This is a genomic window from Pseudomonas sp. FP2335, assembly GCF_030687535.1.
Taxonomy (GTDB): Bacteria; Pseudomonadota; Gammaproteobacteria; order Pseudomonadales; family Pseudomonadaceae; genus Aquipseudomonas.
Genome location: NZ_CP117437.1, coordinates 153,689 through 180,335, shown reverse-complemented (window position 1 = coordinate 180,335; position 26,647 = coordinate 153,689). Strand labels below are relative to the sequence as shown.

Annotated in this window: 18 protein-coding genes and 1 pseudogene; 2 read left to right on the top strand and 17 right to left on the bottom strand. The window is 64.0% G+C overall.

The annotated features are described in order from the left end of the window. Positions 1-82: 82 nt before the first annotated feature. The 13 genes and pseudogenes from PSH81_RS00810 to PSH81_RS00750 all read right to left on the bottom strand — a co-directional run bounded on the left by PSH81_RS00810 (position 83) and on the right by PSH81_RS00750 (position 20,720). The gene (locus PSH81_RS00810; protein ID WP_226456624.1) at positions 83-1,579 is read right to left on the bottom strand and encodes a YdgA family protein; all 1,497 of its coding nucleotides are present in this window, start codon (positions 1,577-1,579) and stop codon (positions 83-85) included. 147 nt (positions 1,580-1,726) lie between these two features. Then, positions 1,727-2,359: an NADH:ubiquinone oxidoreductase subunit N gene (locus tag PSH81_RS00805; protein ID WP_192298550.1), complete on the bottom strand. Its 633-nt coding sequence runs from the start codon at positions 2,357-2,359 to the stop codon at positions 1,727-1,729. Positions 2,360-2,453: 94 nt separating this feature from the next. Then, positions 2,454-3,896 (bottom strand): efflux transporter outer membrane subunit, encoded by a 1,443-nt coding sequence (locus tag PSH81_RS00800; protein ID WP_226456622.1) that lies wholly within the window; start codon positions 3,894-3,896, stop codon positions 2,454-2,456. Further along, positions 3,893-4,765, bottom strand: a complete 873-nt coding sequence (locus tag PSH81_RS00795) for an efflux RND transporter periplasmic adaptor subunit (RefSeq protein ID WP_192298552.1) — start codon at positions 4,763-4,765, stop codon at positions 3,893-3,895. Before PSH81_RS00795 ends, PSH81_RS00800 begins: the two co-directional genes overlap by 4 nt. Next, positions 4,762-4,971, bottom strand: a complete 210-nt coding sequence (locus PSH81_RS00790; RefSeq protein ID WP_010214247.1) for a DUF1656 domain-containing protein — start codon at positions 4,969-4,971, stop codon at positions 4,762-4,764. The genes PSH81_RS00795 and PSH81_RS00790 overlap by 4 nt, the downstream gene beginning before the upstream one ends. Continuing rightward, on the bottom strand, positions 4,968-7,046 hold the full coding sequence (locus tag PSH81_RS00785) for an FUSC family protein (RefSeq protein WP_305391837.1): 2,079 nt from the start codon (positions 7,044-7,046) through the stop codon (positions 4,968-4,970). The genes PSH81_RS00790 and PSH81_RS00785 overlap by 4 nt, the downstream gene beginning before the upstream one ends. After that, positions 7,043-7,453 carry a MarR family winged helix-turn-helix transcriptional regulator gene (locus PSH81_RS00780; protein WP_192298554.1) on the bottom strand — a complete coding sequence of 137 codons (411 nt, stop codon included), beginning with the start codon at positions 7,451-7,453 and terminating at the stop codon, positions 7,043-7,045. Before PSH81_RS00780 ends, PSH81_RS00785 begins: the two co-directional genes overlap by 4 nt. Positions 7,454-7,602: 149 nt before the next feature. Further along, positions 7,603-8,137: pseudogene (locus PSH81_RS00775) on the bottom strand (cell filamentation protein Fic); the annotation flags it as partial. 186 nt (positions 8,138-8,323) lie between these two features. Next, positions 8,324-8,569 carry a DUF2789 domain-containing protein gene (locus PSH81_RS00770; RefSeq protein WP_192298555.1) on the bottom strand — a complete coding sequence of 82 codons (246 nt, stop codon included), beginning with the start codon at positions 8,567-8,569 and terminating at the stop codon, positions 8,324-8,326. A 116-nt stretch (positions 8,570-8,685) separates the two neighbouring features. Further along, on the bottom strand, positions 8,686-10,200 hold the full coding sequence (locus PSH81_RS00765; RefSeq protein ID WP_305391836.1) for a TolC family protein: 1,515 nt from the start codon (positions 10,198-10,200) through the stop codon (positions 8,686-8,688). A 41-nt stretch (positions 10,201-10,241) separates the two neighbouring features. Further along, entirely contained in the window at positions 10,242-18,116 is a 7,875-nt protein-coding gene (locus tag PSH81_RS00760) for an Ig-like domain-containing protein (protein ID WP_370694876.1), read from the bottom strand. A 51-nt stretch (positions 18,117-18,167) separates the two neighbouring features. Further along, positions 18,168-19,001 (bottom strand): sulfotransferase, encoded by an 834-nt coding sequence (locus PSH81_RS00755; protein ID WP_370694900.1) that lies wholly within the window; start codon positions 18,999-19,001, stop codon positions 18,168-18,170. A 117-nt stretch (positions 19,002-19,118) separates the two neighbouring features. Further along, positions 19,119-20,720, bottom strand: coding sequence for a glycosyltransferase family 39 protein (locus PSH81_RS00750; RefSeq protein WP_226456619.1), 1,602 nt, complete (start codon positions 20,718-20,720; stop codon positions 19,119-19,121). Between the two features lie 201 nt (positions 20,721-20,921). On the opposite strand from PSH81_RS00750, the gene PSH81_RS00745 reads away from it, so the two are divergent. Both PSH81_RS00745 and PSH81_RS00740 read left to right on the top strand, forming a co-directional pair. Continuing rightward, positions 20,922-21,509, top strand: coding sequence for a phage tail protein (locus PSH81_RS00745; protein WP_305391834.1), 588 nt, complete (start codon positions 20,922-20,924; stop codon positions 21,507-21,509). A gap of 169 nt (positions 21,510-21,678) precedes the next feature. Beyond that, the gene (locus PSH81_RS00740) at positions 21,679-21,987 is read left to right on the top strand and encodes a hypothetical protein (protein ID WP_305391833.1); all 309 of its coding nucleotides are present in this window, start codon (positions 21,679-21,681) and stop codon (positions 21,985-21,987) included. Here the strand turns inward: PSH81_RS00740 and PSH81_RS00735 are convergent. Genes PSH81_RS00735 through PSH81_RS00720 form a run of 4 tightly spaced genes read right to left on the bottom strand, consistent with a single transcriptional unit; the run spans position 21,963 to position 26,617 of the window. Continuing rightward, positions 21,963-22,478: a GNAT family N-acetyltransferase gene (locus tag PSH81_RS00735; protein ID WP_192298562.1), complete on the bottom strand. Its 516-nt coding sequence runs from the start codon at positions 22,476-22,478 to the stop codon at positions 21,963-21,965. The genes PSH81_RS00740 and PSH81_RS00735 overlap by 25 nt on opposite strands. A 16-nt stretch (positions 22,479-22,494) precedes the next feature. Then, entirely contained in the window at positions 22,495-24,591 is a 2,097-nt protein-coding gene (locus PSH81_RS00730) for a biotin/lipoyl-binding protein (protein WP_226456616.1), read from the bottom strand. Next, complete coding sequence (locus tag PSH81_RS00725) at positions 24,591-25,910, bottom strand: efflux RND transporter periplasmic adaptor subunit (RefSeq protein ID WP_305391832.1); 1,320 nt, start codon at positions 25,908-25,910, stop codon at positions 24,591-24,593. The genes PSH81_RS00730 and PSH81_RS00725 overlap by 1 nt, the downstream gene beginning before the upstream one ends. Then, positions 25,907-26,617: an efflux RND transporter periplasmic adaptor subunit gene (locus PSH81_RS00720; RefSeq protein ID WP_370694899.1), complete on the bottom strand. Its 711-nt coding sequence runs from the start codon at positions 26,615-26,617 to the stop codon at positions 25,907-25,909. Before PSH81_RS00720 ends, PSH81_RS00725 begins: the two co-directional genes overlap by 4 nt. Between the last annotated feature and the right edge of the window lie 30 nt (positions 26,618-26,647).

Sequence of the window (26,647 nt, the reverse complement as noted above, 5' to 3'; positions counted from 1 at the left end):
ACGGGGTCAGTGTCGACTGTTTGACCCCGTTCACACGCACGCCCGCCCCCCCATTATTTATTTGCGGGTGATGGCGAAATTTTTACTGCGCGCCGCTCACCGCACCGGCTTTGGCCAACACGAAACCAATGAATTGCTCAACGCTCATCTTCTGGCCGTTGAAGGTCACTTCGTTGTTGGCGTAGTGCAGCTGGGACACCACGTCATTGCCGACCAGGGTCGCCAGTTGGGTGCCGACGGCCATGCCGCTGACCATTTCAGAAGCCATCTGCGCTTGCTGCTCGACGGCTTTCGGATCGGTCACGCCACCGGCCTGGGCTTGCAGGGCGGCGATATCGGCGATCATGGGCTTGGACAGGGTCAGGTTGGCATCCAGCAGCGCAATGATCTGCTTGCCCAGTTCAACAGGTGGCAGCTCCATGGACGCAGGCTTGGCCAGGTCCAGGACCAGGTTGAACTTGCTTTCGCCGTGGGCGGTTTTCAGCGACAGGTTTTCCAGCGCCACTTGCGGCTTGGCGGCCAGCAGTTGGTTGACGTTGGCTTCGGCCAGGGTCTGCTCGGCTTCGGTCAGTTGCAGTTCCGGCACCGGTTGCCCGGCAGCGGCGGCGGCTTGCACCGGCTGCATCTTGTCCTGATAGAGCTTGGTCAGCAGCAGGCCCGACGGCACGTCGATGTTCTTCACGCTCACGGCCATGGCGGCGGAGCCGACCGGTTTGCCCTGGAAGCCGATCGCGTCGATCTTGTAGTCGACGCGGCCAGCCATGTTGTTGTCTTTGACGTCGCTGGTGTCTTTCTGCTCGAAGCCCTTGAGGGTCAGCACGGTTTGTTGCGGGCCGAAGGTCAGCTTGGTGTCGGTCAGTTCAACGGTGTTCTGCCCGGTGTAGAAGCCGAAGGTGGATTTTTCCAGGTTGCTGGCCACGGTCAGGCCGGACAGGTCGGCGGCGAAGGGCGTGCCGTTGCCATCGACGGCGTTCAGCTTGAGGCTGTTCATGAAGCCGTCGACCTTGACCTTCTTGCCTTCGGCGCTGCTGTCGAAGTCCAGGTTCAGACCGGAGAAGCTGGCACTGGACGTGTCGTCCTTGTACTCCAGTGGCAGCAATTCGAGATTACCGCTGACCGAACGGCTGTAGCCGATATTGGCCACGCCCTTGAGCGGCGACACGTCTTTGGCGGCGGCGAACCATTTTTCGGTGGTGGCGTTCTTTTCCAGCGCGTAGTGACTGGTGGCCATGACCGGCAGCCACTTCAGCGACACCAGACGCGAGAACGGCAGCGGGCCGTGTTCGATGTGGTCGACGAAGAGCAGTTCCGGGTTCGGGTTCTGCTCACCGAAGAACGAGCCCTGGGCCTTGAGGCGATAGTGCGCGGTACTGCTGAACAGGCCACGGTCGAGGGAGACCAGCTCCAGGTCCAGACGCCCGTCGACGCCGGCCATGGAACGTTGCAGTTCCTTGTTGGCGTCCTGCACCGCCGTTTGCAGCACCGGCTCCAACTGCTTGCCGGTGTACCAGGCACCGCCTGCACTGACGACGCCAACGGCGACAACAAAACCCAAAAGAACTACGGCTGGCTTATTCATGAAGTGACCTGATCAAATCCTGTGAGAAGTGGGCTGTCTTCCTTGAACCCTGAAAGGGTTGGCTCAAGCCCGCCAAAAGCGGGGGAAGATTAGCACTGGCGGCCGCGAACGGCCCAGCTTTTCAGAGGGGTCAGGCCAGCAGATGGTTCACGAGTATTCCGAGTCGATCTCATCGAGCTGGTGATCAAAACTCTTCAACCGCGCCGTCCAGGTGTACACCAGCACCTCAAACTCGCGGTGGATCACCGCATTGCCGGGGGTGTCGGCCTTGGGGTCGCAGAAGTCCAGTTGGTAGCGCTCCCGCGCCATTTGCGCGGCGACGTCGGACAATTCCCGCGCATTATTCAGCCAATGCCTACCGTCGGCGACTTGCTGATCCAGGGCCACGCACTGTTTTTTCAGGGCTTCGAGGCTTTTTTCCAGGGGCGTGCCAGTGAGTTCACCCATGACTTCCTGGAAGGTGCGCCCAGGCTGCCAGTAGCTGCCCCAGAAATAGCGGTCGAATACGGTTTCGACGCGGCGCAGGGCGACCTTGGTGTCCCAGATCGCCACGCGGGTCTTGCCCTGTTCGAGCAGCCGACGTTTGATCCGATGGTTCTGGTAGGACGCCCAGGCCACCACGCCGATGGATAAGGTACCGATCACCAGGCAGGCGCTGTCGAGGAACACCATGGCCTTGTCGATTTGATGGGCGAGCATGACGCCATAGAAGTAGGCAGCCGATAACAACACCAGTGCGAAGAACACGCACCAGAAAGCGGGAGCATAAGGGTTTTTCATTATTGGAATCCCCATGAGCAAACGCGAGCAGTGTCAGGTGAGCGCCGTTGCCTGAAAAGCCACGGCGTTCACCTGACAAAGCATAGCTATTCGCTCAGGGTTTGCTGGCTTGCGCCGCTTGCGTTCGTCCGCTTTCCCAACCGCCGCCCAAGGCCAGGAACAGATCGATCTGGCTCATGGCAACCTGGGTGTTCGCCGCCGCCAGTTGCGCCCGTACATCGGTGTAGGTGCGGGTGGCTTGCAGGTCGGCGAGGAACGACGCGCGGCCGGCCTGGAAGAAGCGGTGCGTCTGGTCCGCCGCTTCCTTGGCCGACTCGCCGGCTTCGTTCAAGGCGTCGCGACGCTGCAACTGCGCGGTGTATTGCGCCAGGCCCGTCTGGGTTTCGCGGATGGCGTTGAGCACCACCCCGTCGAAATGCGCCAGGGCGCCCTGGGTCGCGGCTTCGGCTTCGTGGATGCGTGCGCGGGCGCCGTTGGTCGGCACGGTCCAACTGATCAGCGGGCCGAACCCCCAGCGGTTGGTCGGTGCAGTGCCGAGGTTTTCCAGAATGCCGACGGTGCCGACCGTGGCGCCGATGCTGATGTCCGGGTACAGCGCGCCGGTGGCCACGCCGATACGCGCCGTCGCTGCCGCCAACTGGCGTTCGGCCTGGCGCACATCGGGACGCCGCTTGAGCAGCGCGGCGCCGTCGCCCACCGGCAGTAACTGGGCGATGTGCGGCAGCTCGGCACAGCTGCCGGTGCCCGCTGGCAATTGATCCACCGGCTTGGCCAGCAGCATCGACAGACGGAACAGACCGGCCTGGCGCGCCGCTTCGTAGCGCGGCATGTCGGCGCGCAAGGATTTGTATTGGGTTTGCGAGCGGGTCACCTGGGTTTCATCGCCGCGCCCGGCGTCGCGCAGGCGCTGGGTCAGGGTGGTGCTCTGGGCTTGCAGTTGCAGGGACTCGTTGGCAATCGCCAGTTCTTCGTTGGCCGCGCAGACCTGGGTGTAGGAACGCACCACATCCGCCACCAGGGTGATGCGCGCAATATCGGCGGCGGCCTGGGCGGCATCAGCGCTGGCCTGGGCGCTTTCGATCCCGCGCTGCAAGGTGCCCCACAGGTCGAACTGGTACGACGTGCTGATGCCGACACTGCCGATGTTCGCCACCGGCACTTTGTCTGCCAGCAAGAACGCCTCGCCGGATTCCTGCAAGCGCTGGGCCTCGGCCTTCACCCCGGCATTCCAGCCACCGGCGGATTCCGCCTGCTGCACCTGATACCGCGAACGCTGCAGGTTGGCGGCGGCCACGCGCAGATCGGTGTTGGAGGCCATGGCCTGGCGCACCAGTTCGTCCAGGCGCGCGTCGTTGTACAGTTTCCACCAGTCGGCCGGCACCGGCGCCGACACCACATTGTGGCCCTCGCCCGCGAGCTGCCCTTGCAGATCGCCGCGCTTCACCGCCGCTGCATCCGGCAGTTTGTAATCCGGGCCCACCGCCTGGCAGGCCGACAGCAACAACCCCAGCGCAGTAATGGCCAGCCGTTGCTTCATGGCTTGTCTCCAATGATCGACACCGTGGCCGTGCGTCCGGCAATCATGCGGAAGTCTGCCGGCACCTCGTCAAACGCGATGCGCACTGGAATCCGCTGGGCCAGGCGCACCCAGCTGAACGCCGGGTTGACGTTGGGCAACAGGTTGGCGCCGCTGCTGCGGTCACGGTCCTCGATACCGGCGACGATGCTCTGCACATGCCCGTGCAAACGGGCGTTGTCGCCGACCACCCGAATGTCCACGCCCATGCCGACGTGGATACCGTCGAGCTTGGTTTCTTCGAAGTAACCGTCGATGTGGAACGAATTGCTGTCCACCACCGACAACACCGGACGCCCGGCGGTAACGAACTCCTGGCTGCGCGGCGCACGGTCGTTGACGTAGCCGTCCACCGGGCTGCGGATCACCGAGCGGTCGAGGTTGAGCTGGGCGGCGTCCACCGTCACCTGCGCTTCAGCCAGCGCCGATTGGGCACGGGCAACGCGGGACTGGCTTTCTTCCAGTTGCTCGCTCGGCACCAGGTTGCCCAGGCCACGGTTGCGTTTGTATTCGCGGTTGGCCTGGGCCAGGGTTTCCTGGCGGTCGGCGACGGCGGCCTGGGCTTGGCGCAGGGCCAGCTTGAAGCGATCCTGGTCGACGGCGAAGAGCACCTGGCCCTTGGTCACCAGCTGGTTGTCACGCACCTCGACTTGTTGGATCAGCCCGGACACGTCCGGGGCGATCTGCACGATGTCGGCGCGGATGTGCCCGTCGCGGGTCCACGGCGCAAACATGTAGTACATGACCATGCGCCACACCACGACGACCGCAAAGGTCACGATCAACAACGTGAGGACTACACGGCCGATGGTCAAAAACGGTTTTTTCATGTCATCAGGTATCGACTGAGTGAGTCCACCGCGCCCAGCAACAGCGCGTAGAGCCCCACGTTGAACAATGCCCGGTGCCAGACCAGGCGGTAGAAGTGGAGACGGGTCAACAACCCGTGTACCACCAGAAACAACACGTACGTAATGCCCATCAGCACCAGCAGCGTGGGCAGGAACACCCCGCTGATATCCAGATCACCGATCATAAAGGCGCTCCATCGGGTAGCGGCGCTTGCATCTCGGCGCCGCCAATGAACTCCACACCGGGCAACAACGCCAGGCGCAGGCCGGCCAGTGCGTGCAGCAGGTGCACGCGGGTATCGTCTTCGTCTTGCAGGCCCTGGCCGTTGAGCGCACGACGCGTGCGGTCGAGGGTCATCAGCAGACCGCTCGGCGCGGGCAAGCGTTCACCGGCCTTGAGGCAGGCCTTGAAGTAACCGCCGACACCTTCGACCACCTGGTTGAGCAGCACCCGTGGCACGCCAAGGATGCGCGGCGAGTAGGCCAGCAGGTCGAGCAGGTTCAGCGCCACGCGCAGGTCACGCAGGGCGATGCCGGTGTCCTGGCCGATGATCGCCAGGCGCGGCAGGTGCTGCATCAGGCGGTCGAGCATTTGCGCGGCGAGGTGACGGTGTTCGTTGAGGGTCGCCGGTTCAGTCATGCCGACAATGTCGTGCCAGCTGAAACGGGTCAGGCGCTTGGCCGCCAGTTCGGCACCGAAGGGTCGCGCGATCAGGGTCCACACAAAGGCGAACAACAAGCCTACGGGCCCGGCCAGGTTGACGTTGGCGAAGTTGAGAAAGTCCGCGTCATACGCCCCCTGGATGCTGATGAACGACGAGGTGTTGACCAGCGTCAGCAGCATGCCCAGGTAGAAACGCGGCTGCACGGTGAGCGTGCCGATGCAGATGAACGGCAACGCGAACGCCAGCACCAGCATCGGAAAATCGTGCAGGTTAGGCAGCACCAAAAACAGATAAAGGCTGGCGAAGAGCACCGACATCGCGGTCCAGAAAAAGAATCGGTAGATCTGCGGCGCGGGGTCGTCCATCGAGGCGAAAAAGCTGCACGCCACGGCGGCGAGGATCACCGCGCTGCCGCCGTCGGTCCAGCCCAAGAGAATCCACAATACCGAGGCGACGATGATCGCGGTGACGGTGGAAAACGCCGAGTAAAACATCAGGCCACGGTCGAGGAACGGGGTCAGGCGACCGAGGCGCCAGTGGCGGTAGACGGCGCGCCAGGTAACCTGGCTTTCGCAGGCGATGGCAGCTTGCAGGCTGCGGCAGTCTTGCCACAGGTCGATCCATTCGCCGAGACGGTAGAGGGCGTTGGAGAACAGCAGCGTGTGGCGTTCGTCCAGCGCTTCGCCGCTGGGTAGCAGGGCTTCGAGTTGGTCGCGCAGGGCGCGCCAGCTGTCCAGCGTGGGGTTTTCTGCGCTGCTTTGCAGCCACTGGTTGGAGGCCTCCAACAGCGGCGTCAGTTGCTCGAGGTACTGCGGCGCACGCTGTTCGACGGCGTAGAGCGCGTCGTCGAGTTCTTCCACCACGGGCAGCAGGTGAATCATGCGGCCGCGCAGTTCCTTGGTGTTGCGCACCGTCTGCGGCCGCGCGCCTTCATGGGGCAACTGGCCGATCATCAGCTCCAGGGTGTTGAAGGTGGCGACCATGCCGCCGCGCAGGCTGCTGACTTCTTCTGGCGTGACGTTGCGTGTCAGAAAGCGTTGGCTGTAGACCTGGGCGTCGGCAAACCATTTGCTCACCGAGCCATCGAACACCGGCGCCAGGCGGCGTGGCCAGAACATCGCGCCGACCACAGCGGCGACGGCGATGCCAAGGAAGATTTCTTCGGTGCGCGCTTCGGCCACGTCCCACACGGCCAACGGGTTATCCACCACCGGCAGGGCGATCAGCGGCAAGGTGTAGCCGGCCAGCATCAGCGCATAGTTGTTGGCGGTGCGCAGGTGCATGGAGAGGAACAGCAAGATGCCGGTCCACAAGGCAATCACCACCACCAGCACATAGGGCGACTGCACGAACATCGGCACAAAAAACACCGCCGCCGCCGCGCCCATCAGGGTGCCAATGGCGCGGTACAACGCCTTGGAACTGGTGGGGCCGACAAACGGGCTGGAGACGATGTACACGGTGGCCATCGCCCAATAGGGGCGCGGCATCTGCATGAGCATGGCGATGTACAGCGCGATCATCGAGGCGGCGAAGGTGCGCACACCGTAGAACCAGTCGCGGGCCGGCGGGAAACCGGTAAAGAATCCGTTCAAAGGCTCGCCGCCTCGAAGGCCCGCAGCACGCGCAAGGCGGCTGCCATATCGTCGGGGGCGATGTCCGCCAGGACTTCCTTGCGCAGGCGCACCAGTTGCACTTCCACCGCCTGCACCAGCTCACGGCCACGCTCGGTGAGGCTCAGGGCCTTGGCGCGGCGGTCGTGAATGTCTTCGGTGCGGCACACGTAGCCGCCGTTGCACAACTGGTCGAGCAGGCGCACCAGCGACGGGCTTTCCATCCCCGAAGCCTGGGCGACTGTTACCTGATGCACACCGTCGCCCAGGCGGCCGATCATCAACAGCGGCACCGCGCAGGCTTCGGAAATACCGTAGCTCACCAGCGTGGTCTGGCAGATTTTGCGCCAGTTACGGGCGCCCACCACCATGCTGCTGCTGAGGTTCATGTGAAGTTGTTCGAGGGATTGAGGCACTGGATAGTTCGCATACAGTTAGTTTGCTAACTATCAATATGGTGGATGAACGGAAGGCCGTCAAGTTTTGAAACACTTTTGCGGATGAGCGGAAAAATGAGGACAGGATTTCCCCAATGCCGTCAGTCAAGAACCAGAAAGAACAAAAAAGTAACTTCAGCAATCTCGTGCAAAGCCCGCCCCACCTCCTCCTCGATAAATCCAAACACCTCCTCCCCCACGCTGTACTGAAACTGTTTCCTGCGATGCCTGGATACCTTGCCGTCATTGTCCAGGCACATCATCACCAGCTTCGACAGATCGCTGCCACGCACGTCAAAGCGCAGATTCACGGCCTTGATCACACGGTCACAACGATCGAGAAACTCGATTTCTTCACGCAGCTCTACCTCTAGCGCGCGGTGGACCATATTCGACGCAGCGGGTCGCGTCCCAGTAACGGTAGACCGTAGGGTGGCCGCTGAAGTCGAAGACCATTTGCTCGCCGTCCAGCCAGGTGACGTTCCACAAGTCCCGGGGCGGTTGGAAGAACGTCTTGAGCGCCTCCAGGCAGGCCTGTTCTTCGTGTTTCATCGCAACGGAAACCGGCAGCAGCAGGCCGTTTTCCAGGGCGCCGTAGTGGCAGAGGATTTGGTGGATCAGCAAGCGCGGCAGGCGGCGAAGGCGAACAGGCTAGGGTCGAGTACAGCGTCTGCGGCAGGTGCAACGCTTTGGGGGACAGCGAGGCAATGACTAACCCGAGACATCGCGCAACCTCAGAAAAAGTTCACTTGCGCGATTAAAGCCCCGTTTTTTTCAAGCCTCATCAGTTTTTTTCAACTTTTGTGGTTTTCGCGCAGTTTTTTACACCCCCCGCCCCTTCCTCAACAACACGTCCAACTCATCCACCAACTCCGCCCAGTCCGCATCCTTGCGTTTCTCCTCACGCAAAAACGCGCTCTGGCTGGGCGTCCAGAAAAACGCATCGGCCAGTTCCAGCTCGGGTTTGAGCGGCGAATGAACCACCAAGAATTTATCGATACTCTGCGCGTCATCCGGCAGTCCCAACTGCTTGAACAACGACGACAAGCTATGCACAGGCGATTCCATGACAGATTCCTAAGAAGATGAGTCACCCGAGTCTAGCCCAGATGAACGCCCTGCCACGACCGCTCGACGCACCGATACGCTGACGGCGAGTGCGACTCGCCGTCAGCACCCGCCGATTACTTGACCACGGCAGACGCCACCGGCGCGGCGATGTTGCCCGCCGCCCACGCCGACTCGCGACCGGCCAGGGCGGTGGCGATGCTCTGCACGCGGTCGGAGTCCAGTTGCTCGGGCAGCGGGTCGAGACCGGCGCTGGCGAAGATCTGGCCGTAGGCGTTGCGCAGGTCGGCGTAGGCCAGGTCGCGGCGCAGGTCGGCTTGCAGGGTGTTGAGTTCGCCCTGGATCAGGTCGAGCTCGCCGAGGCCAGCAGCTTGGTGACGGTTGCGCAGCTGGGTGAGGATCTGCCCGTCGATATTCGCCAGTTGCTCGTTGGTCTTGAACTGACGCACGGCGTCCTGGTAGTTGGCGTTGGCCACGTAGATCTGCGCCAGCACCGCGATGGACATCGCCTGGCGGCGGGCGGTGGCGACTTCTTCGCCGGCCTTGGCCACGTCGATGGCGGCCGGGGCCGAGATCACGTTGAACAGGTTCCAGGTGACCTTGGCACCGTAGTCGGCCCAGCGGTTGTCCACCAGGAACGAGTTGCTGTCGTAATGCCCGCCGGCGCTGAATTCCAGGCCCGGCAGCAGGCGCAGCATGGCTTTGCGGGTTTCGGCGGCGCTGATGCGGGTCTGGTAGTCCTGCTCGCGCAGCTCAGGACGGTTGGCCAGGGCTTCCTGTTCCAGGCTGGCGAGGTTGACCTTCAGTTGCGGCACGCTGTAGTCGTCCGGCGTGGCCAGCTTGAGCTCGGTGCCCATGGGTAGGTTGATCAAGGTCGCCAGCTCGGTCTTGGCCAGGGACAACGCGCGGCGCTGCTCCTGCAATTGGCGCGTGGCCTCGATCAGTGAACGCTGGTAGCCGAGGGCTTGCACCGGGTCGCCGATGCGTTGCTCGCTCATGCTTTGGCTGTTGCTCTGGGCCTGGTCGACGCGGGCCATCAGGCTGTCGATCTGGCCGAGCAAACGTTCGGCCGCCACGGCGCGCCAGTAGGCCGAGCGCACGTCTTGGACGATGGTGTTGATCACCTTGCGGCGGCGTTCCTGGATGATCAGGCGTTGGTCGCCTTGCTGCTTGGCGCTGATGTAGCTGACGCCAAAGTCGAGCACGTTCCACACCATGGTCAGGTCCGCCACGCGACGGTCGCGGTCCTGGGAGGTGGACGGTTCCAGGGACTGGGTGCCGGTACGCACACTCTGGCTGCTGGAGGCGTTGGTGTTGTTGCGCCCGGCATAACCGGCCGACAGCGCCATGCGCGGCAGCATGTCAAAGCTGGAGAGGTCGGATTGACGCTTGGCCAACGCCTCTTCCATCACCTTCAAACGGCCTTCGAGGTTGTACTTCACCGCGCGGGCCATGGCCTGGTGCAGGGTCAACGGGCCGCTCAGCGGTTCCTGATCCTTGTACATGCCCTGCAGGTCGCTGCGAGCGCGCTGCTCGCTGACGCTGCGTTCAATCGGCTTGCTGGTGACCGCACAACCGCTGATCGCCAGCGCCAGCAAGCTGGCGCCGAACAACTTATGACTTTTATTCATCCTTGGACTGCCCCTGTTCCCGCGCCTTGAATTAAGTGTGTTCAAGCCTGCATTCCGTTGATGCCGACCTGTTGCAGTGCGTGCGCCAGATCAATCACCTGGCGTTGTTGTACGTCGTTGATCTGCTGCAATTGTTGACCCAGGGTCGGCGCCCCCAACGTGCCGCCCGAGCCTTGGATCGATTTGCTGTCGAAGGCCTTGAAGCCACCGTCGTCACCCTGGGTTTCGCGGTTGAACAGGCCCGATAACGTGCTTGAGCCAAACACCCCGCCATCGCCACCGCCAAACCCGAGGAACCCGGAGGCACCCGCCGCATTGCCGCCGTCCGTGCTGAACACCTGGGCGATATAGCTTGGCGCCAGAGCGTTGTTGCGGATAAAGATGTTGCCGATCGGCGGCAAGCCGCCGCCCGAATCACGCTGCTCGAACAGCGCCGGGAAACCAATCGGCGAGCCCAGGTTGCCGCTGGGCAGGCCAAAGATGATCGGTTGCAGCGGCGCGTCCGGCGCCCCCGGTGGCGCCGTCGGGCCGGTGACACGGAACAGCGGGTCGCCGGTCAGCGCGACGGTGTTGATCGCGTAGTTGCCGGAGTTGCTGAAGCCGCTGCCGGCATTGCCCGCCGCATCCGTCACCAGGCTGGTGTCGAGGGTGATGAAGTTGCTCGGATCAAAGAGGTTGGCCGTCGGCGTCAGGGTGGCGGTCCAGGTCTTGCCGCCATCGCTGGTGGCGAGGTTGGACAAGGTGCCGTTGGCCACGCTCAAGTCATCCAGGTCAAAACCACTGACTTTTTCACTGAAGGTGAACGTCACGGTGGTGGTCTGGCCGACGGTCAGGTTCGGGTTGGCCACGGAGATCGTCGCGGTTGGCCGGTCGGCGTCGAGCGCATAGTTGTTGGAAATGGCGATGCCCGCACCGGCGTTGCCCGCTGCGTCGTTCACCAGGCTGGCATCCAGCACCACCAGGTTGGTCGGGTCGGTAATCGCGACGGTCGGCGTCAAGGTGGCAGTCCAGGTCTTGCCGCCATCGTTGGAAACGAGGTTGGACAACGTGCCATTGGCCACGCTCAGATCCGACAAATCAAAACCGCTGACCGCTTCGCTGAAGGTTACGGTGACCGTGGTGGTTTGCCCGATGCCGAGGACGGCGTCGGCCACGGTGATGGTCGCGGTCGGCCGCTGGGTATCGATGCTGTAGTTGTTGGAGGCGGTGGTGCCGACGCCGCTGTTGCCCGAGGCATTCGCCACGCCGCTGTTGTCCAGCACGATGAGGTTGCTGGTGTCGGTGATATTGCTGGTCGGCGTGAACGTCGCGGTCCAGGTGACGCCGCCATCGCTGCTGCTCACCGCACTCAGGCTGCCGTTGGCAAGGGTCAGGTCGGCATTGGTAAAGCCACTGACGGCCTGGCTGAAGGTGATGGTCACCTGGGAGGTTTCACCCGCCTTCAGTTGCGTGTCGGCCACCACGATGGTTGCCGTCGGCACCTCGGTGTTCACCGCATAGTTGGCGGAGTTGGTGGTGCCGGTGCCGCTGTTGCCCGCCAGGTCGGCGATGCCGGTATTGTTCAGCACGATCAGGTTGGTGGCGTCGGTCACACTCAGGGTCGGCGTGAACGTTGCCGTCCAGGTGATGCCGCCGTCGCTGCTGCTGACGTTGCTCAGGCTGCCATTGGCCACGCTCAGGTCGCTGTTGTCGAAGCCGGTGACGGCCTCGCTGAAGGTGATGGTCACCAACGAGGTTTCGCCCGGACGCAGGTCGCTGTCGCTCATGACAATCGTGGCTGTCGGCCGCTGGCTGTCGACGCTGTAGTTGTTGGAATCGGTGGTGCCGGAGCCGGCGTTGCCCGCCAGGTCGGCGACGCCGGTGTTGTCCAGGATGATCAGGTTGGTGGTGTCGGTGATGCCGGCCGCCGGGGTAAAGGTGGCTGTCCAGGTGATACCGCCGTCGCTGCTGCTCACCGCGCTCAAGGTGCCATTGGCGATGGTCAGGTCGGCATTGGTGAAACCGCTCACCGCCTCGCTGAAGGTGATGGTCACCTGCGAGGTCTGACCGACGCTGAGGGCCGTATCCGCCACCACGATGGTCGCGGTAGGACGCACGGTATCAATCGCGTAATTGTTCGAGTCGGTGCTGCCGCTGCCGGCGTTGCCGGAGGCGTTGGCCACGCTGCTGTTGTCCAGGGTGATCAGGTTGGTGGCGTCGGTGATGCTGCTGGTCGGGGTGAAGGTCGCAGTCCAGGTGATGCCGCCGTCACCGCTGGTCACGGCGCTCAGGGTGCCGTTGGCGATGGTCAGGTCGGCGTTGGTGAAACCGCTGACGGCTTCGCTGAACGTGATGGTCACCAGCGAGGTTTCACCGATGCTCAACGCAGGGTTCGCCACCACGATGGTGGCTGTCGGCAACACGGTGTCGATGCTGAAGTTGGCCGAGTTGGTGGTGCCCGCGCCAGCGTTGCCGGCCAGGTCGCTCACCCCCGTATTGTTCAGGGTGATCAGGTTGGTGGTGTCGCGGATACCCACGTCCGGCGTGAAGGTGGCCGTCCAGGTGATACCGCCGTCGCTGCTGCTCACGCTGCTCAGGATGCCATTGGGGACGCTCAGGTCGGCATTGGTGAAACCGCTGACCGCCTCGCTGAACGTAATGGTCACCGCCGAGGTTTCGCCGGCGCTCAAGCTCGCGTCGGAGACCACGATGGTTGCCGTCGGGCGCTGGGTGTCGATGGCGTAGTTGCTCGAATCCGTGGTGCCGCTGCCAGCGTTGCCCGCCAGGTCGTTGACGCCGGTGTTGTCCAGGCTGATCACGTTGCTGGTGTCGGTGATGCTGGCGAGCGGGGTCAAGGTCGCGGTCCAGGTGATACCGCCGTCGCTGCTGCTCACCGAGCTCAAGGTGCCATTGGCAATGGTCAGGTCGGCGTTGGTAAACCCGGTGACCGCTTCGCTGAAGGTGATGGTCACCAGCGAAGTTTGACCGATGTTCAGTGTCGTCTCCGAGACCACGATGGTGGCCGTCGGACGCGCGGTATCCATCGCGTAATTGTTCGAGTCGGTGGTGCCGCTGCCGGCGTTGCCGGAGGCGTTGGCGACACCGGTATTGTCCAGGGTGATGAGGTTGGTGGCGTCGGTGATGTTGGTGGTCGGCGTGAAGGTCGCGGTCCAGGTGATGCCGCCATCGAAGCTGGCCACGTTGCTCAAGGTGCCGTTGGCGATGGTCAGGTCGGCGTTGGTAAAGCCGGTGACCGCTTCGCTGAAGGTGATGGTCACCAGCGAGGTATCGCCGATTTTCAGGCTACTGTCGGCCACGACGATCGTTGCGGTTGGGCGCACGGTGTCGATGGTGAAGTTACCCGAGTTGGTGGTGCCCGTGCCGGCGTTGCCGGCCAGGTCGCTCACGCCCGTATTGTTCAGGCTGATCAGGTTGGTGGTGTCGTGGACACCCGCGGTCGGTGTAAAGGTCGCGGTCCAGGTGATACCGCCGTCGCTGCTGCTCACGGCGCTCAGGGTGCCATTGGGCACGCTCAAGTCAGCGTTGGTGAAACCGGTAACCGCCTCGCTGAAGGTGATGGTCACCAGCGAGGTTTCACCCGCGCTCAGGGCCGAATCGGCGACCACGATGGTCGCGGTCGGGCGCTGGCTGTCGACCGCATAGGCGTTCGACGTGGTGGTGCCGGAACCGGCGTTGCCGGCGGTGTCGGCCACGCCGGTGTTGTCGAGGACCACATGGTTGTTGCCCTGGGTGATGCCTGCCACCGCCGTCAGCGTCGCGGTCCAGGTGATGTTGTCGCTGGTCGACAGATTCGACAGCGCGCCGTTGTCGACCGTCATGTCAGCCAAACTGAAGCCAGTGACGGCCTCGCTGAACGTGATCGTGACCAACGACGTGCCGCCAATCCCCAGCGCGTTGTCGTTGACCACCACCGTGGCGGTGGGCCGCTGGGTATCGACGGCGTAGTTGTTGGAATCCGTACTGCCGCTGCCGACGTTCCCCGAAGTCGCCGCCTGCACCCCCGTGTTGTCCAGGGTGATCAGGTTGGTGGCGTCCGTCACATTGCTCGAAGGGGTGAACGTCGCGGTCCAGGTGATGCCGCCGTCGACGCTGTTCACGGCGCTCAGGGTGCCGTTGGCGACGGTCAGGTCGGCGTTGGTAAACCCGGTGACCGCTTCACTGAAGGTGATGGTCACCAGTGAGCTTGCGCCCACATTCAGGCTCGGGTTTGCCACGACGATGGTCGCCATAGGCGCCACGGTGTCGATGCTGTAGTTGGCCGAGTTGGTGACGCCCGAGCCCGAGTTACCGGCCAGATCGCTCACCCCCGTATTGTTCAGGCTGATCAGGTTGGTGGCGTCGTTGATACCCGCGGTCGGGGTGAAGGTGGCGGTCCAGGTGATACCGCCATCGACGCTGGTGACGGCCGTGAGGGTGCCATTGGCAACCGTCAGGTCGGCGTTGGTGAAACCGGTAACGGCTTCGCTGAAGGTGATGGTCACCAGCGAGGTTTCACCGGCGTTCAGCACCGGGTCGGCCACTACGATGGTCGCGGTCGGACGCTGGGTGTCGATGGCGTAATTGTTGGAGTCGGTGGTGCCGCTGCCGGCGTTGCCAGCCTGGTCGGCAATGCCCGTGTTGTCCAGGGTGATCAGGTTGGTGGTGTCGGTGATGCTCGCGCTGGGTGTGAAGGTCGCGATCCAGGTGATACCGCCGTCGCTGCTGCTGACCGCGCTCAGGGTGCCATTGGCGATGGTCAGGTCGGCGTTGGTGAAACCGGTGACGGCCTCGCTGAACGTGATAGTGACCTGCGAGGTTTCACCGATTTTCAACGCGCTGTCGGCCACCACCACCGTCGCGGTGGGCCGCACGGTATCAATGGCGTAGTTATTGGAATCCGTGATGCCGCTGCCGGCGTTGCCGGCCTGGTCGGCAATGCCGGTGTTGTCCAGGGTGATCAGGTTGGTAGAGTCGGTGATGCTGCTGGTCGGCGTGAACGTCGCGGTCCAGGTGATGCCGCCATCAAAGCTGTTCACAGCGGTCAGGGTGCCGTTGGCGATCGTCAGGTCGGCGTTGCTGAAGCCGGTCACCGCTTCGCTGAAGGTGATGGTCACCAGCGAGGTTTCGCCGATTTTCAGGCTGCTGTCCGCCACGATGATCGTCGCGGTTGGGCGCTGGGTGTCAATGACGTAGTTATTGGAATCAGTGGTGCCGCTGCCCGTGTTGCCTGCCAAGTCGCTGACGCCGGTGTTGTTCAAGGTGATCAGGTTGGTGGTGTCATTGACGTTGCTGCTGGGGGTGAATGTGGCGGTCCAGGTGACGCCGCCGTCGCTGCTGCTGAGCGACGAGACAATGCCATTGGCTACCGCCAGGTCGGCGGTGGTAAAGCCGGACACCGCCTCGCTGAAGGTGATGGTCACCGAGCTGGTTTGACCGATGCTCAGGGCAGTGTTCGCGACCACGATGGAAGCGGTCGGCCGCACCGTGTCGATGGCGTAGTTGTTGGAATCCGTGGTGCCACTGCCGGCGTTGCCCGCCAGGTCGGCGATGCCAGTGTTGTCCAGGGTGATCAGGTTGGTGGCGTCGGTGATGCTGCTGGTCGGCGTGAACGTCGCGGTCCAGGTGATGCCGCCATCAAAGCTGTTCACAGCGGTCAGGGTGCCGTTGGCGATCGTCAGGTCGGCGTTGCTGAAGCTGGTCACCGCCTCGCTGAAGGTGATGGTCACCAGTGAGGATTCGCCGATTCTCAACGCGGTGTCGGCGACCACAATGGTCGCGGTTGGCCGCACGGTGTCGATCGCGTAATTGGCCGAGTTGGTGGTGCCCGCGCCGGCCAAGCCGTCGTTGATCGCGACCACCCCTGTGTTATCGAGGGTGATCAGGTTGGTCGCATCGGTGATGTTGCTGGTCGGCGTGAACGTCGCGGTCCAGGTGATGCCGCCATCGAGGCTGTTCACAGCGGTCAAGGTGCCGTTGGCGATCGTCAGGTCGGCGTTGGTGAGACCGCTCACCGCACGGCTGAACGTGATGGTGACCAGCGAGGTATCGCCGATTTTCAACGCGGTATCCGCCATCACGATGGTCGCAGTTGGCCCCGGGGAATAAGCCGTGTTTACCGTGCCGCCGTCATTGAAGATGTTGTTCACGGCCGCTACGGAGGCGCCCGTGGAACCGCCGCCCAACGCAGGGCCACCGGAGCCGCTGCCACCGACGTTGCCGCTCATGGCCGCAAAGTTGGCAGCCGTCATCAACAGCGTGCCTTTGTTCCAGATCGCGCCGACGCCTTTGCCGGCCGCGCCGCCCGAATCGGCGGAGCCACCCAGGCCACCACCGCCACCACCGCCGCCGCCGGCAGCGATGTTGTTGGTAATCACCGACGTGCCGACAACGGTCAGTGTGCCGGTGCTGCCGTTGTAGATACCGCCGCTGGCCGAGGCGCCCGCCCGGCCAGGTTTGTCCCAACCGGAGCCGCCGCCACCGCCGCCAATGGAAATCGTGCCATTGTTTGCCGTACCACCGGCGCCGCCACTGCTGTAGTCGGCCGCGCCCACGCCGCCCGCGCCGCCGGTGCTGCTGCCGCCCCTGCCGCCCATGTAGTTGGGGTTATAGCCGCCGCCGTTGCCGCCGGTGTTGGCACTGCCGGAAGTGCCGCCATACACGCCTGTACCAAAGCCGGAAGTACCACCGTGACCACCGGCTTGCCCGCCGAGCGCGCCGCCACCGCCACCGCCACCACCGACCGCGCCACCGACATAAGGCGCAGTAACCCCGCCACCGCCACCGCCGCCCGAGGCTGCGTTGCTGGTCACCGTGACATTGGTCAAGGTCAGGTTACCGTAGTTGACAATGCCGCCGCCCATGGCCGCCGTTCCGTCGGTCCCCGCCGCAGCGCCGTTGCCGGCGGCCAGGCCCTTGGTGATGATCAGCCCATCCAGGGTCGCGGTGACGCCGGAGTTGACCCTCAACACCTGGGTTTTGTACTGCCCGCTGATGGTCACGTCTGCCACGCCATCGTTGTTGCGATCACCGTCGATGGTGAGGTTCTTGGTGATGATCAGCTGGCTGTTGAGGTTGACCGTCATGTCGGCACCGAAGGCCACGGTATCCCCCGATACCGCGTCGCTCAGGGCCTGACGCAAGCTGCCGACACCACTGTCGCCGTTATTGAGCACCGTGATCGTCGCCAGGCTGTACTGATACCCCGACATGCTGCCGTAGGACAGCGCGGTGTGGCTCTCGATGGAGCCGGTGGCGATTTCCAGGGTCCAGTCGCTGCCCGCGCCGGTGCGGTTGGTGGACGCGGCAATATCGCGCCCGGTCAGCTGCGCCAGGGAGTCGACAAAGTTGATGCCCTTGTCGCCCGCCGCCGTGTTGCAGGCGTAGATCAGGATGTCGCCGCCAACGTTCATGTCCTGGCCGATCTGCGCCAGCACTTCGCTGCGGGCCGCGACGTTGTCTGCCGACAAATAGGTGTTGCCCAGCCACAGGTCCCCGGCGTTGCCGTGGGCGATGATCTGCACCGAGCTGACGCCCTGGTGGCTGCCCAGGTAATCGGCGATCTGTTGCAGGCCGTCCTTGCTCGCGTCCAGTTGCACCACCTGGGTGCCGGGGGCGACGCCTTTGAGCAGCTCGGCAGAGTCCTTGACCCGCGCGTCGACGAACACCACGGTTTCACCCGGTACGGCGACCGGGGCCGGGGTCACGGGCGCATCGGTTTGCGCATGGGTTTCGCTGCCGGTACCGGCGTGCTCGGTGGTCGGCGCCTTGGCGGCCGCGTCGGCAGCCGTGGCGTGACTGTCGGCCTGCGCCACGTCAGCCACTGTGGCGGCGACCGCGCCGTCGAACAGCATGCGTGGTTCCAGGGACATGATCATCGGCGTCGCCTGAGTGAGGGCGCCTGTTGTCGTTTGCCGTGCCTTACCTTTGCTCCACCACATGCTGCTCACCCGCTTGTCGAATGCTGATACCCGCAAATAAAAAAGCCGTGATCAACTGATCGCGGCGTCGGCTTTGGTGCGAATCACATTGGCGGCGCTCAGGCTGCCGTCACGCCAGAAATCCATATGGGCGAACTGCTCGAACAGATCCGGCGGCAACAGGCTGCGGCGCGCTTGCAGCGCCACCCGTGGCTTGACCCGATGCAGGCCGGCCACGCCCAGGTCCTGGTCGAAATCCGGGGCGTCGTAGCTGAGGTTGTCGAAGTCATGCTCGAACCACGGCTCGCCGATAAATTCATAGACCAGCCGCATGACCCGCTCGGGGGCCTGGGCCAGCAGGTCGTAGTCGACGATCAGCATCGAGTCGGCGTGTTCGCCGTAGTACGCCTCTTTGAGCGCCGACCACGCATACCCGACCATGCGGTTGCGCTGGGCCAGGGTCTCGACGCGGCTGTACACGGTATTGCGCTCGACATCGTCGTTGAACAGCTTGGTGTTTTCGAAGGGATTGGCGCGGTACAGGCGCTCCAGGCTGTCCATGATCCACGCGACATTGCGCACGCAGGCGATGACTTTGGCTTGGGGAAACAGGTCATGCAGCGCCGGCATGCGCGCGCACCACTGGCGATTGGTGTCGAACACCACCGGCGTGGAGGTTTTGTCGGCGTAATAGGAATCAAACAGGCCGCGCAGCAGGCGGCGGCGGGTGTCGGCGTCGATCACCGAGCCAAACTCGCTGCCGGCGCTGCACTGCCCCAGCACACCCTTGAACAGGGTGCCTACCGGGCTGCTCATGCCCGCATGAAAGCGCGGGTTCTGCAGCAGGATGGCAGAGAGTAGGGTCGAGCCGGAGCGCGGCAATCCGGAAATAAAGTGATACAGCAATCCATTCACCACTTTTTGTCAGACAATTCCTTTTGTCAGCGCAGCGTAGCTCAGGATTGATACAACCACTAGTGGGTAAATGCCACTATTTGCAGTCGATTTAATACCGATTCGAAATTAACGACATGCCTCAGGCTGCAAAGAAACAGGCCCCGTACACAGCACAAATAGCCGCGCCCTCGCCCCGCCGCCATCTTGCTGCAATACCTGGCGCCAACCGTCGGGGATCGGCGCGAAATCGTCGGGCATTTCATTGCTGCTGATCAGCCAGACGCGGCGGGTTTCGGCGGGTAAAGCCGATAGACGGTCGAGGTAAATGCGTCCGCCGTCCTGATCCACCAGCGTCCCGAAGCCATAGGCATTCGGCCGGGTCGGGGTGCCGTCGGGCTTGGGCGGGGTGTAGAGCTGCAACTGGGCGTCGGTCTGGTCGTAATACACGTAACTCAAGTACCACATCATGTCGCTGAGTACGATGCGGTCGTCGTCCTGGTAATTGCGATTGACGAACTCCACCGGCACGTTGAACTGGTCATGCACATCCACCGTGGCGTTGTTCTTCAACCCCAGCAGTTCAACGCCGACAAACACCACAAACAACGCCGCCCCCAGCCACGACAGACGGCTCGGCAGACGATCGATGGCCAAGGCCATGAGCAGCGGCAAGCCGATGGCATACACCGTCAGGTAACGTTCGATAAACACAGGCGATACAAACGACACGCCATACACCAACAGCACCGGCAGCAGCAGAAACAGCGCCAGCAGGCGCGCCGGCCGCAGGTTTTCGCGGTCTTTCCAGGCAGTCACCGCAACCACCGCCATCAGCGCTAGCGGGAACAGCCAGAACAGCGGCGCCCAGAAGCCGAGGCCTTCATCCTGCAGTACGAACTGCCAAATCATCGAGGGCACGGAGATCAGCGTAACCGGGTCTTCCCAGCCAATATCGCCGCCGACCTTGAGCTGCTCGACATGCTGGACCAGATCCAGCAGGTTCGGCAGCCAAGGCAGGTACAACACGACAATCGCCACATTGGCCCACCACCATGCCGGACGCGCGAGCAAGCGCTGGCCCGGCGCCTGGGAACGGTACAACAGGCCCAGCCAGGCCCAGTGCACCAGCACACACAACGCCGTGAAGTAATGGGTATAAAAAGCGGCCGCCATCAGCAGCACATAGGCCACCAGGCAACGCGTGCGCGCGGGCTGGCGCACCCAGTACACCAGCGCCAGCGTGGCCCCCAGCAGCCACACCGCCAACAGCGAATACATGCGCACTTCCTGGCTATAGCGCACGGCGCTGGGGAACAGCGCCAGCAGCACGCCCGCCAGCAAGGCAGCGCGACGCGTGGACAGCAGCCGCATCAGCCACATTCCCAGGCCTACGGCGAGTACGCCGGGGATCGCACTCATGCCGCGAATCGACCAGATGCCGTCGCCAAACACCTCGATCCAGCCGCGCAGCATGAAAAAGTACAGCGGCGGGTGCACATCATGGGCCGCGTGAAACCACAGGTCGTCAACGGCGTATTCGCTGAGCAGCAGGCTTGAGCCTTCGTCGCCCCAGATCGCCGCCGCCGTCAGGCCATAGAACCGCACGGCCATGGCCAGCGCCAGGATCGGCACCCACCATAGCCGGCTCAGCCAGCCGCTGCCTTCCCAGGCCTGCGCCACGGCAAATGTACCCACTTTTTCGTCTTGCTCGACCACAGACCGTCGCACCTCAAATCCCCTGACACTGCCGGTTTCCCCGGCAAAAATTGCGCATGCGCCAACAGGCGCAACTCTAGGGCATAAGCCTGGGTTTCGCTCGCGGTTTCGCATTGGCCAGGCGCTGCGCAAAAGTGCGTCTACGCTCTGCGATGACGCCGGATCGATTGGCGCCACTCCATACCTAAGAGCTCACACAAGGATTCGCGACTCATGGAAGTATTTATCGGCACCATCCAGTCTTTTGCCTTTAACTACGCCCCCAATGGCTGGGCGTTATGCAACGGCCAGGTCTTGGCTGTGCAACAGAACGCCGCACTGTTTGCGTTGATCGGCACCTTCTACGGCGGCAACGGCCAGTCCACCTTCCAACTGCCGAACCTGCAAAGCCGCTTGCCGATGGGCATGGGCCAAGGCACAGGCTTGTCGGCGCGGGTTATCGGCGATTTTGCGGGCACCGAGTCCGTCACGCTGCTGGCCGGCAACCTGCCCGCCCACACCCATGGCGCGGGCACGCTCGCCGGCAGCACCACGGTGCAACTGACTAGCGTCGTCAGCAACTCGGTGACGGTACCTACGCCGACCAATGCCTATATCGGTGCTTCCGGCTCAGGCCCCGGCAGCGCGACGATCTATTCCGATCAACAAGGCGCCAACCCGGTGCCGCTCAAGGGCGTCAGCACCACGGTGGTCGGCGACACGGCAGTTGCCGGCCAGAGCCAGGCCTTTGCCACCCTGAACCCTTACCTGGCGATCAACTTCAGCATTGCCCTGATCGGGCTCTACCCTTCACGCTCTTGACCCGCCCCCAATCAACCCCGCATTGGTAGTGAGCGGGCTCGCCCCGCGCTGGGCGGCGAAGCCGCCCCAATCGGTCCGCCGCGGTGTATCAGACAAACCGAGGAGCCTGGATTTGGGGCGGCTTCGCCCCCCAGCGCGGGCAAGCCCGCTCACTACGAGGAGCCAAAGCATGTTGAATCTAGTCACTCTGGAACATTTTCGTCCTCTGCTGGCTCAGCCCAGTGTGCTGTACCTGCCAGATGGCTCGGCGTTGCAGATTCAGGTCCAGGGGCTGCGCCCGGCGCCGGAGGCCAGCTTGCCGGGCAGTGCACGGGAGGGCTTCAGTGTGTCGCTCAATAGCCTCGGGCCAACGGATTTCGTCGACGGCTTGTGCCGCCTGCCCTTGCCGGATGTATGCCTGGAACACGTGTTCGTGTCCCGCGAGCCGGCCATGGGGCGCGACGGCGAGCGCGGTTACTTCTGCATCGTGTTCAACTGAGACGGGTACCACACCAGCCGTTGCGCGGCCGGTGTCTGTTCTTCCACACGAAACCCCAGCGCCAGGTAATGCTGGCGCGCATGGGGGTTGCTCGCCCACACCACCGTCGCCACCGGGCAACACACTTGGGTGGCGGCCTGCTGCACGCTGTGCAGCACCGCCCGGCCGAAACCCTGGCCACGTGCGGCAGGGATGAACGCCAGGTACAGCACGCGGATTTCATTGGCACCGAAGTCGGCACTCAAGGCACCGATAGGCGTGCCGAGCTTTTCCACCACGTAATGCAAGGCGCCTGGAAACTGCTGATCCATGCCCCGCTCCTGCACCTGGAACTGCTGGGCGATGACCTCTTCAACGACCTCTTGCTCGCCGTCGATCCACTGCAAATCCGCGCGCGCCGAATGGTAGAGCTTGTGCAAAAACGGCCCATCGCTGGCCCGTGACGGGCGCATCGCCAAGCCCTGCGCCAATCCGCCATTGTTGTTCATCATCGCCTGCCACTCCTTGTCAGAACCCGCTTTCCCTAACCCCCAACGCCGCCGCCCGCCGCCAGGCCGTGCCCAGCACCGACTCACTGCGCCCTTGCAACAGCACCACGCCGCGCAACGGTTGCCGGGGTGTCTCGATCGCCTCCAGGCTTTTGAGGCGCGCACCATACTGCGCCTGCACCGGCGCCGGGCGCTGGTTTTCGTCGCGGCGCACGGCAATCGGCCCGTGATGGTCGGAGGTCAGCGCCTCCTGATCCAGATAAGCCACGCCGTTGGCGTCGATGTCGGTCAGTTGCACCGGGATCGCGGCGTGCATCGGGTCATCGGCGATAAACCGCCCGGTCGCCCCAGGCCCGACTCGCCACAGCTGCGCCTCGGCCAGGTAGCCGCGCAGGCGCGCGCCCTCTTCCACCACCCGCACCAGCGCATCCTTGGGCGACAGCCAGCGACCCACGCTCAATTGCGGCAGCACATCGCGTACCGTGCCCCCATGGGGCGCACGCAACAGCAGGCGTTCGCGCTGGGCAGCGAGGCCACGGTATTCGGCCAGGGCCTGGGACAGGCGCTGATCGTTGATCCCGGCGTCGGCCGCCGTTTCGCTGCGCCCGGCCTGGCGGCGCATCTGCAACTGCAGGATCTCGACTTCGCGGCGCACGATGCTCTGGCGCGCGTCGAGGTCCGGCGACTCCAGTTCGATCAGCACCTGGCCCTGGGTCACCGCCTGCCCGTCCACCACCCGCAGCGCCTTGACCCGCGCCGCTACCGGCGCATGAGACGCGCTGACGCGACCGGCCTCAAGCATGCTCGGCAGCTCCACCGCGCTGCGCCACGGCACCACCAGCGCCAGCACGATCAACCCCAATCCGAGACTGCTGAGCAACACCCGAGGTGTATGGGCCTGGCTGCGGCGGCTCCACCACTCACGCCACTCCTTGTAGATCGGCAGGCAGATAAACCATGCCAATTCCACCAGCATCAGGAAGATCCCGAGCAGCTTGAAAAACAGGTGATACACCGCCAACGCGATCCCGAGGAACAGCGCCGCGCGCCACAGCCACGCCAGGTAGCCCCACCACAACAGGCGGCGCCGCATCGTCGGCGACCACGGTTCCGGCGCCGGTTCGCCATAGCCAAACAGCAGCTCCCGCAGACGCCAGCGGCACAGTGCGAAAGCACGGCCTTGCAGGTTGTCGACGCCCCATAAATCGCTGATCAAAAAGTAACCATCGAAGCGCATGAACGGGTTGAGGTTGATCGCCAGGGTGGTCAGCCAGGTGGCGCTGGCCAGCATGAACGCCGCCGTGCGCGCCGGTCCGTCCGGCAGCAGCGACCAGGCCAGCAAGGCGATGCACGCCAGCAGCAGCTCGGCCATCACCCCGCCGGCGCCGATCATCAGGCGCGCGCGGCGATCATTGACGCGCCAGGCGTCGCTGACATCGGTGTAGAACATCGGCAACAGCACCATGAAGGCCACGCCCATGCTCTGCACCCGACAGCCGGCGCGCTTGGCCATGAACGCATGGCCGAATTCATGGCACAGCTTGGCGAAGAACAGCGCCACGCCAAACGCCAGGGCGCCGCCGAGGCTGAACAGGTGCGGGAAGGTCGCCAGGAAGCGCTGCCAATCGCGCGCCACCAAAAAGACCCCGAGGCCGAGGATCATCGGCAAACCGTAACGCAACAGGCCCGGGCCAAAGCGTGCCAGCCACGGCCAGGCGCGGTTGAGAAACGCGTCCGGGCGCCACAGCGGGATGCGGAAAAACAGGTATTGATGCAGCAGCACCTGCCACAGGCCCTGCTTTTGGGCGGCGGCTTTATACAGGTAGCTGGCGCGTTGTTCCGGGTCGAGGGCAGCGATCAGGTCATGGGCGCGCAGAAAGCTCAACAGCTCGCTGACCTCGCTGTCCCCCAAGGGCAAGCCCGGCTCGCGGTTGGCCGCTTGCAGGACTTTTTCCGCATCGCCCAGGGACCAATGCCGCAGCAGGCGGATAGCCGTGGCGCCCAACTTGAAATAGCGCCCACGCACCGGGTCGGCGAGGGTCCAGCGCGGCGAACCGTCCAATGCCGCGCCGGCGCTGGACAGTTGCAGGTCGTCACGCAGCTTGGGCAGGCTCATCACAGGCCCACGCTTTGACGCAGGCCCGCCAGCGGTCGACGCAGCAAGTACAGCGCCAGCGGCGCGCGGTCGCCATACAGCTTCGCGGTGCCACGCAGACCGATGCGCGGCGGCGCGTCATCGAACTGCGCATCCAGGCGATAGGCCAATTGCCCGCCCGGCGTAGGCTGCGCCTCGTACGCGGCACGTTGCAGGGTGGCGAGGTGGCGTTGCAGCGGGTCACTGTCGAGGAACAGCGCGACCTGCGCGTTGGGCGCCAGGGCAATCGCATCGCCCACCGCCAGTTCGATGCGCAACTCGGCCTGGGCGGGGTCGGCGATCTGCAACAGGCGCTCGCCGGTTTGCACGGGTTTGCCGGTCCAGCGCTCGGCGTCGGCGAACACCGCGATGCCGTCGCGCTCGGCACGCACCTCGCTGCGTTTGAGCAGCTCGCGGGCGTAATCGCGTTCGGCGCGTTTTTGCTCGACGCGCGCGGCCAGCAGGTCGATGCGCGAGCTGGATTCGGCATCGGCAAACGCACGTTGGGAATTGGCCTTCAACTCCGCTTCCGCCACGCCCAGGGCCCGCGCCGCCACGTCCGCCTGGGCGGTCAGGGTGGTGCTTTCGAAGCGCAGCAGCAGGTCGCCGGTTTTCACGCTTTGGTTGGGTTTGACCAGGAACTCGGCAATCACCCCGTCCAAGGGCGCCGCGACGACTTGCCCGGCCAGTGGCACCACTTCGGCAGGCGCCAGCACCGATTGGCGCACCGGGATCAGCAGCATCAGCAACAACCCGAGCACCACCGCCACCTGACGTTTGCGGGTCAGGCGCAGGCGCCACGGCTGGCGCGGTTGCAACGCATGCCAGGCATGGCTGTAGGTGTCGCCCAACTGCGCCAGCAAGACTTGCTCGGCCGGGTTCCACGGCGTATCCCGCGCCAGCCACAGGCCACCAAATACCTGGCCTTGGGGGTTGATCAGCGGCAACCAGAACACATGTTCGGCCGACAGGCTCTGCCAGTCGGCGCGCACCGCGTCGCTCAATGGCTCGGCGGGCACCACGCGCGCGGTCTGGCCGAGATCCAGCTTGTGCAACTGCGCCACCGCCTGCTCGACAAACGCCACGAACGGCGCGTTCGGGTCGACGCTGCTCACCGCTGTGACCGCCTGCACCTTGCCCGCGATCAACAGCGCGGCGTGGCGATAGCCGAACAGCGCTTGCCCATCGTTGACCAGGCTGTAGGCCAACTGCTCAGTGGTGCGGGCGGCGCGGGTCTGGCGTTCGAGGTCGAGAAACTGCGCGAACACCCGCTCGGTGTTCCCCGCCATCGGTGCGTTCATTGCAGCTGCGCGAAGTGGGCGGTACCGCTCATACCCGCCATCAAACCGGCGGCATTGGGCAGGGTAGCGACCAGCAGCAGCGTCTGGCTGCCCTCATCGATGCGCGCGCCGAGGCGTTTGACCGTGGCACTGAACGCCTGGCCGGTTTCGTCGGGGGTGAAATTGAAGGTCTGCCCGGGCTTGAGTTTGCCCATCCAGCGCGACGGCACCAGCAGGTGGATTTCCAGGCTGCGGTTGTCGACGATTTCCAGCAGCGGCGCACCCGCCGACACGCTTTCATAACGCTGGACCTTGCGCTGCACCACCTGGCCGTCATACGGCGCCAGCACGCTGCAACGCTTGATCTGCACCTGATAGACCTGGGACTGGGCCTGGGTCTCGGTGAGCTTGGCCTCGGCCCGCGCCACTTCGAAACGCCCGACGGAATTGAGCGAGGCCAGTTGTTTGTTGTGCGCCAGTTCTTCACCGGCGCCACGGCTGGCGGCCTGGGCGGCGTTCAGTTGGGCCTGGTAGGCCGAACAATCGAAGCGCGCCAGGGTGTCACCCTTCTTGAACGACTCGCCTTCGCTGAACGGCAGTTCGACGATGCGCCCCGACAACTCACTGGCCAGCATCGCCTGGTCGCGGGCCCGCAGCACACCGCGCGCTTCGCTGGTGGCACTGGCGGCAGTCGCCGGCGGCTGATCCAGCAAGGGATCTTCAGCCATGGCCAACGGCGCCACGCCCAACAGGCAGGT

Bases quoted from the DNA above. Each gene is read 5' to 3' on its own strand.
- PSH81_RS00735 (WP_192298562.1), bottom strand. From the start codon at position 22,478: ATGATGAACAACAATGGCGGATTGGCGCAGGGCTTGGCGATGCGCCCG.
- PSH81_RS00770 (WP_192298555.1), bottom strand. From the start codon at position 8,569: ATGGAATCGCCTGTGCATAGCTTGTCGTCGTTGTTCAAGCAGTTGGGA.
- PSH81_RS00740 (WP_305391833.1), top strand. From the start codon at position 21,679: ATGTTGAATCTAGTCACTCTGGAACATTTTCGTCCTCTGCTGGCTCAG.
- PSH81_RS00745 (WP_305391834.1), top strand. From the start codon at position 20,922: ATGGAAGTATTTATCGGCACCATCCAGTCTTTTGCCTTTAACTACGCC.
- PSH81_RS00790 (WP_010214247.1), bottom strand. From the start codon at position 4,971: ATGATCGGTGATCTGGATATCAGCGGGGTGTTCCTGCCCACGCTGCTG.
- PSH81_RS00765 (WP_305391836.1), bottom strand. From the start codon at position 10,200: ATGAATAAAAGTCATAAGTTGTTCGGCGCCAGCTTGCTGGCGCTGGCG.
- PSH81_RS00725 (WP_305391832.1), bottom strand. From the start codon at position 25,910: ATGAACGCACCGATGGCGGGGAACACCGAGCGGGTGTTCGCGCAGTTT.
- PSH81_RS00730 (WP_226456616.1), bottom strand. From the start codon at position 24,591: ATGAGCCTGCCCAAGCTGCGTGACGACCTGCAACTGTCCAGCGCCGGC.
- PSH81_RS00800 (WP_226456622.1), bottom strand. From the start codon at position 3,896: ATGAAGCAACGGCTGGCCATTACTGCGCTGGGGTTGTTGCTGTCGGCC.
- PSH81_RS00810 (WP_226456624.1), bottom strand. From the start codon at position 1,579: ATGAATAAGCCAGCCGTAGTTCTTTTGGGTTTTGTTGTCGCCGTTGGC.
- PSH81_RS00720 (WP_370694899.1), bottom strand. From the start codon at position 26,617: ATGGCTGAAGATCCCTTGCTGGATCAGCCGCCGGCGACTGCCGCCAGT.
- PSH81_RS00780 (WP_192298554.1), bottom strand. From the start codon at position 7,453: ATGAACCTCAGCAGCAGCATGGTGGTGGGCGCCCGTAACTGGCGCAAA.
- PSH81_RS00795 (WP_192298552.1), bottom strand. From the start codon at position 4,765: ATGAAAAAACCGTTTTTGACCATCGGCCGTGTAGTCCTCACGTTGTTG.
- PSH81_RS00760 (WP_370694876.1), bottom strand. From the start codon at position 18,116: ATGTGGTGGAGCAAAGGTAAGGCACGGCAAACGACAACAGGCGCCCTC.
- PSH81_RS00805 (WP_192298550.1), bottom strand. From the start codon at position 2,359: ATGAAAAACCCTTATGCTCCCGCTTTCTGGTGCGTGTTCTTCGCACTG.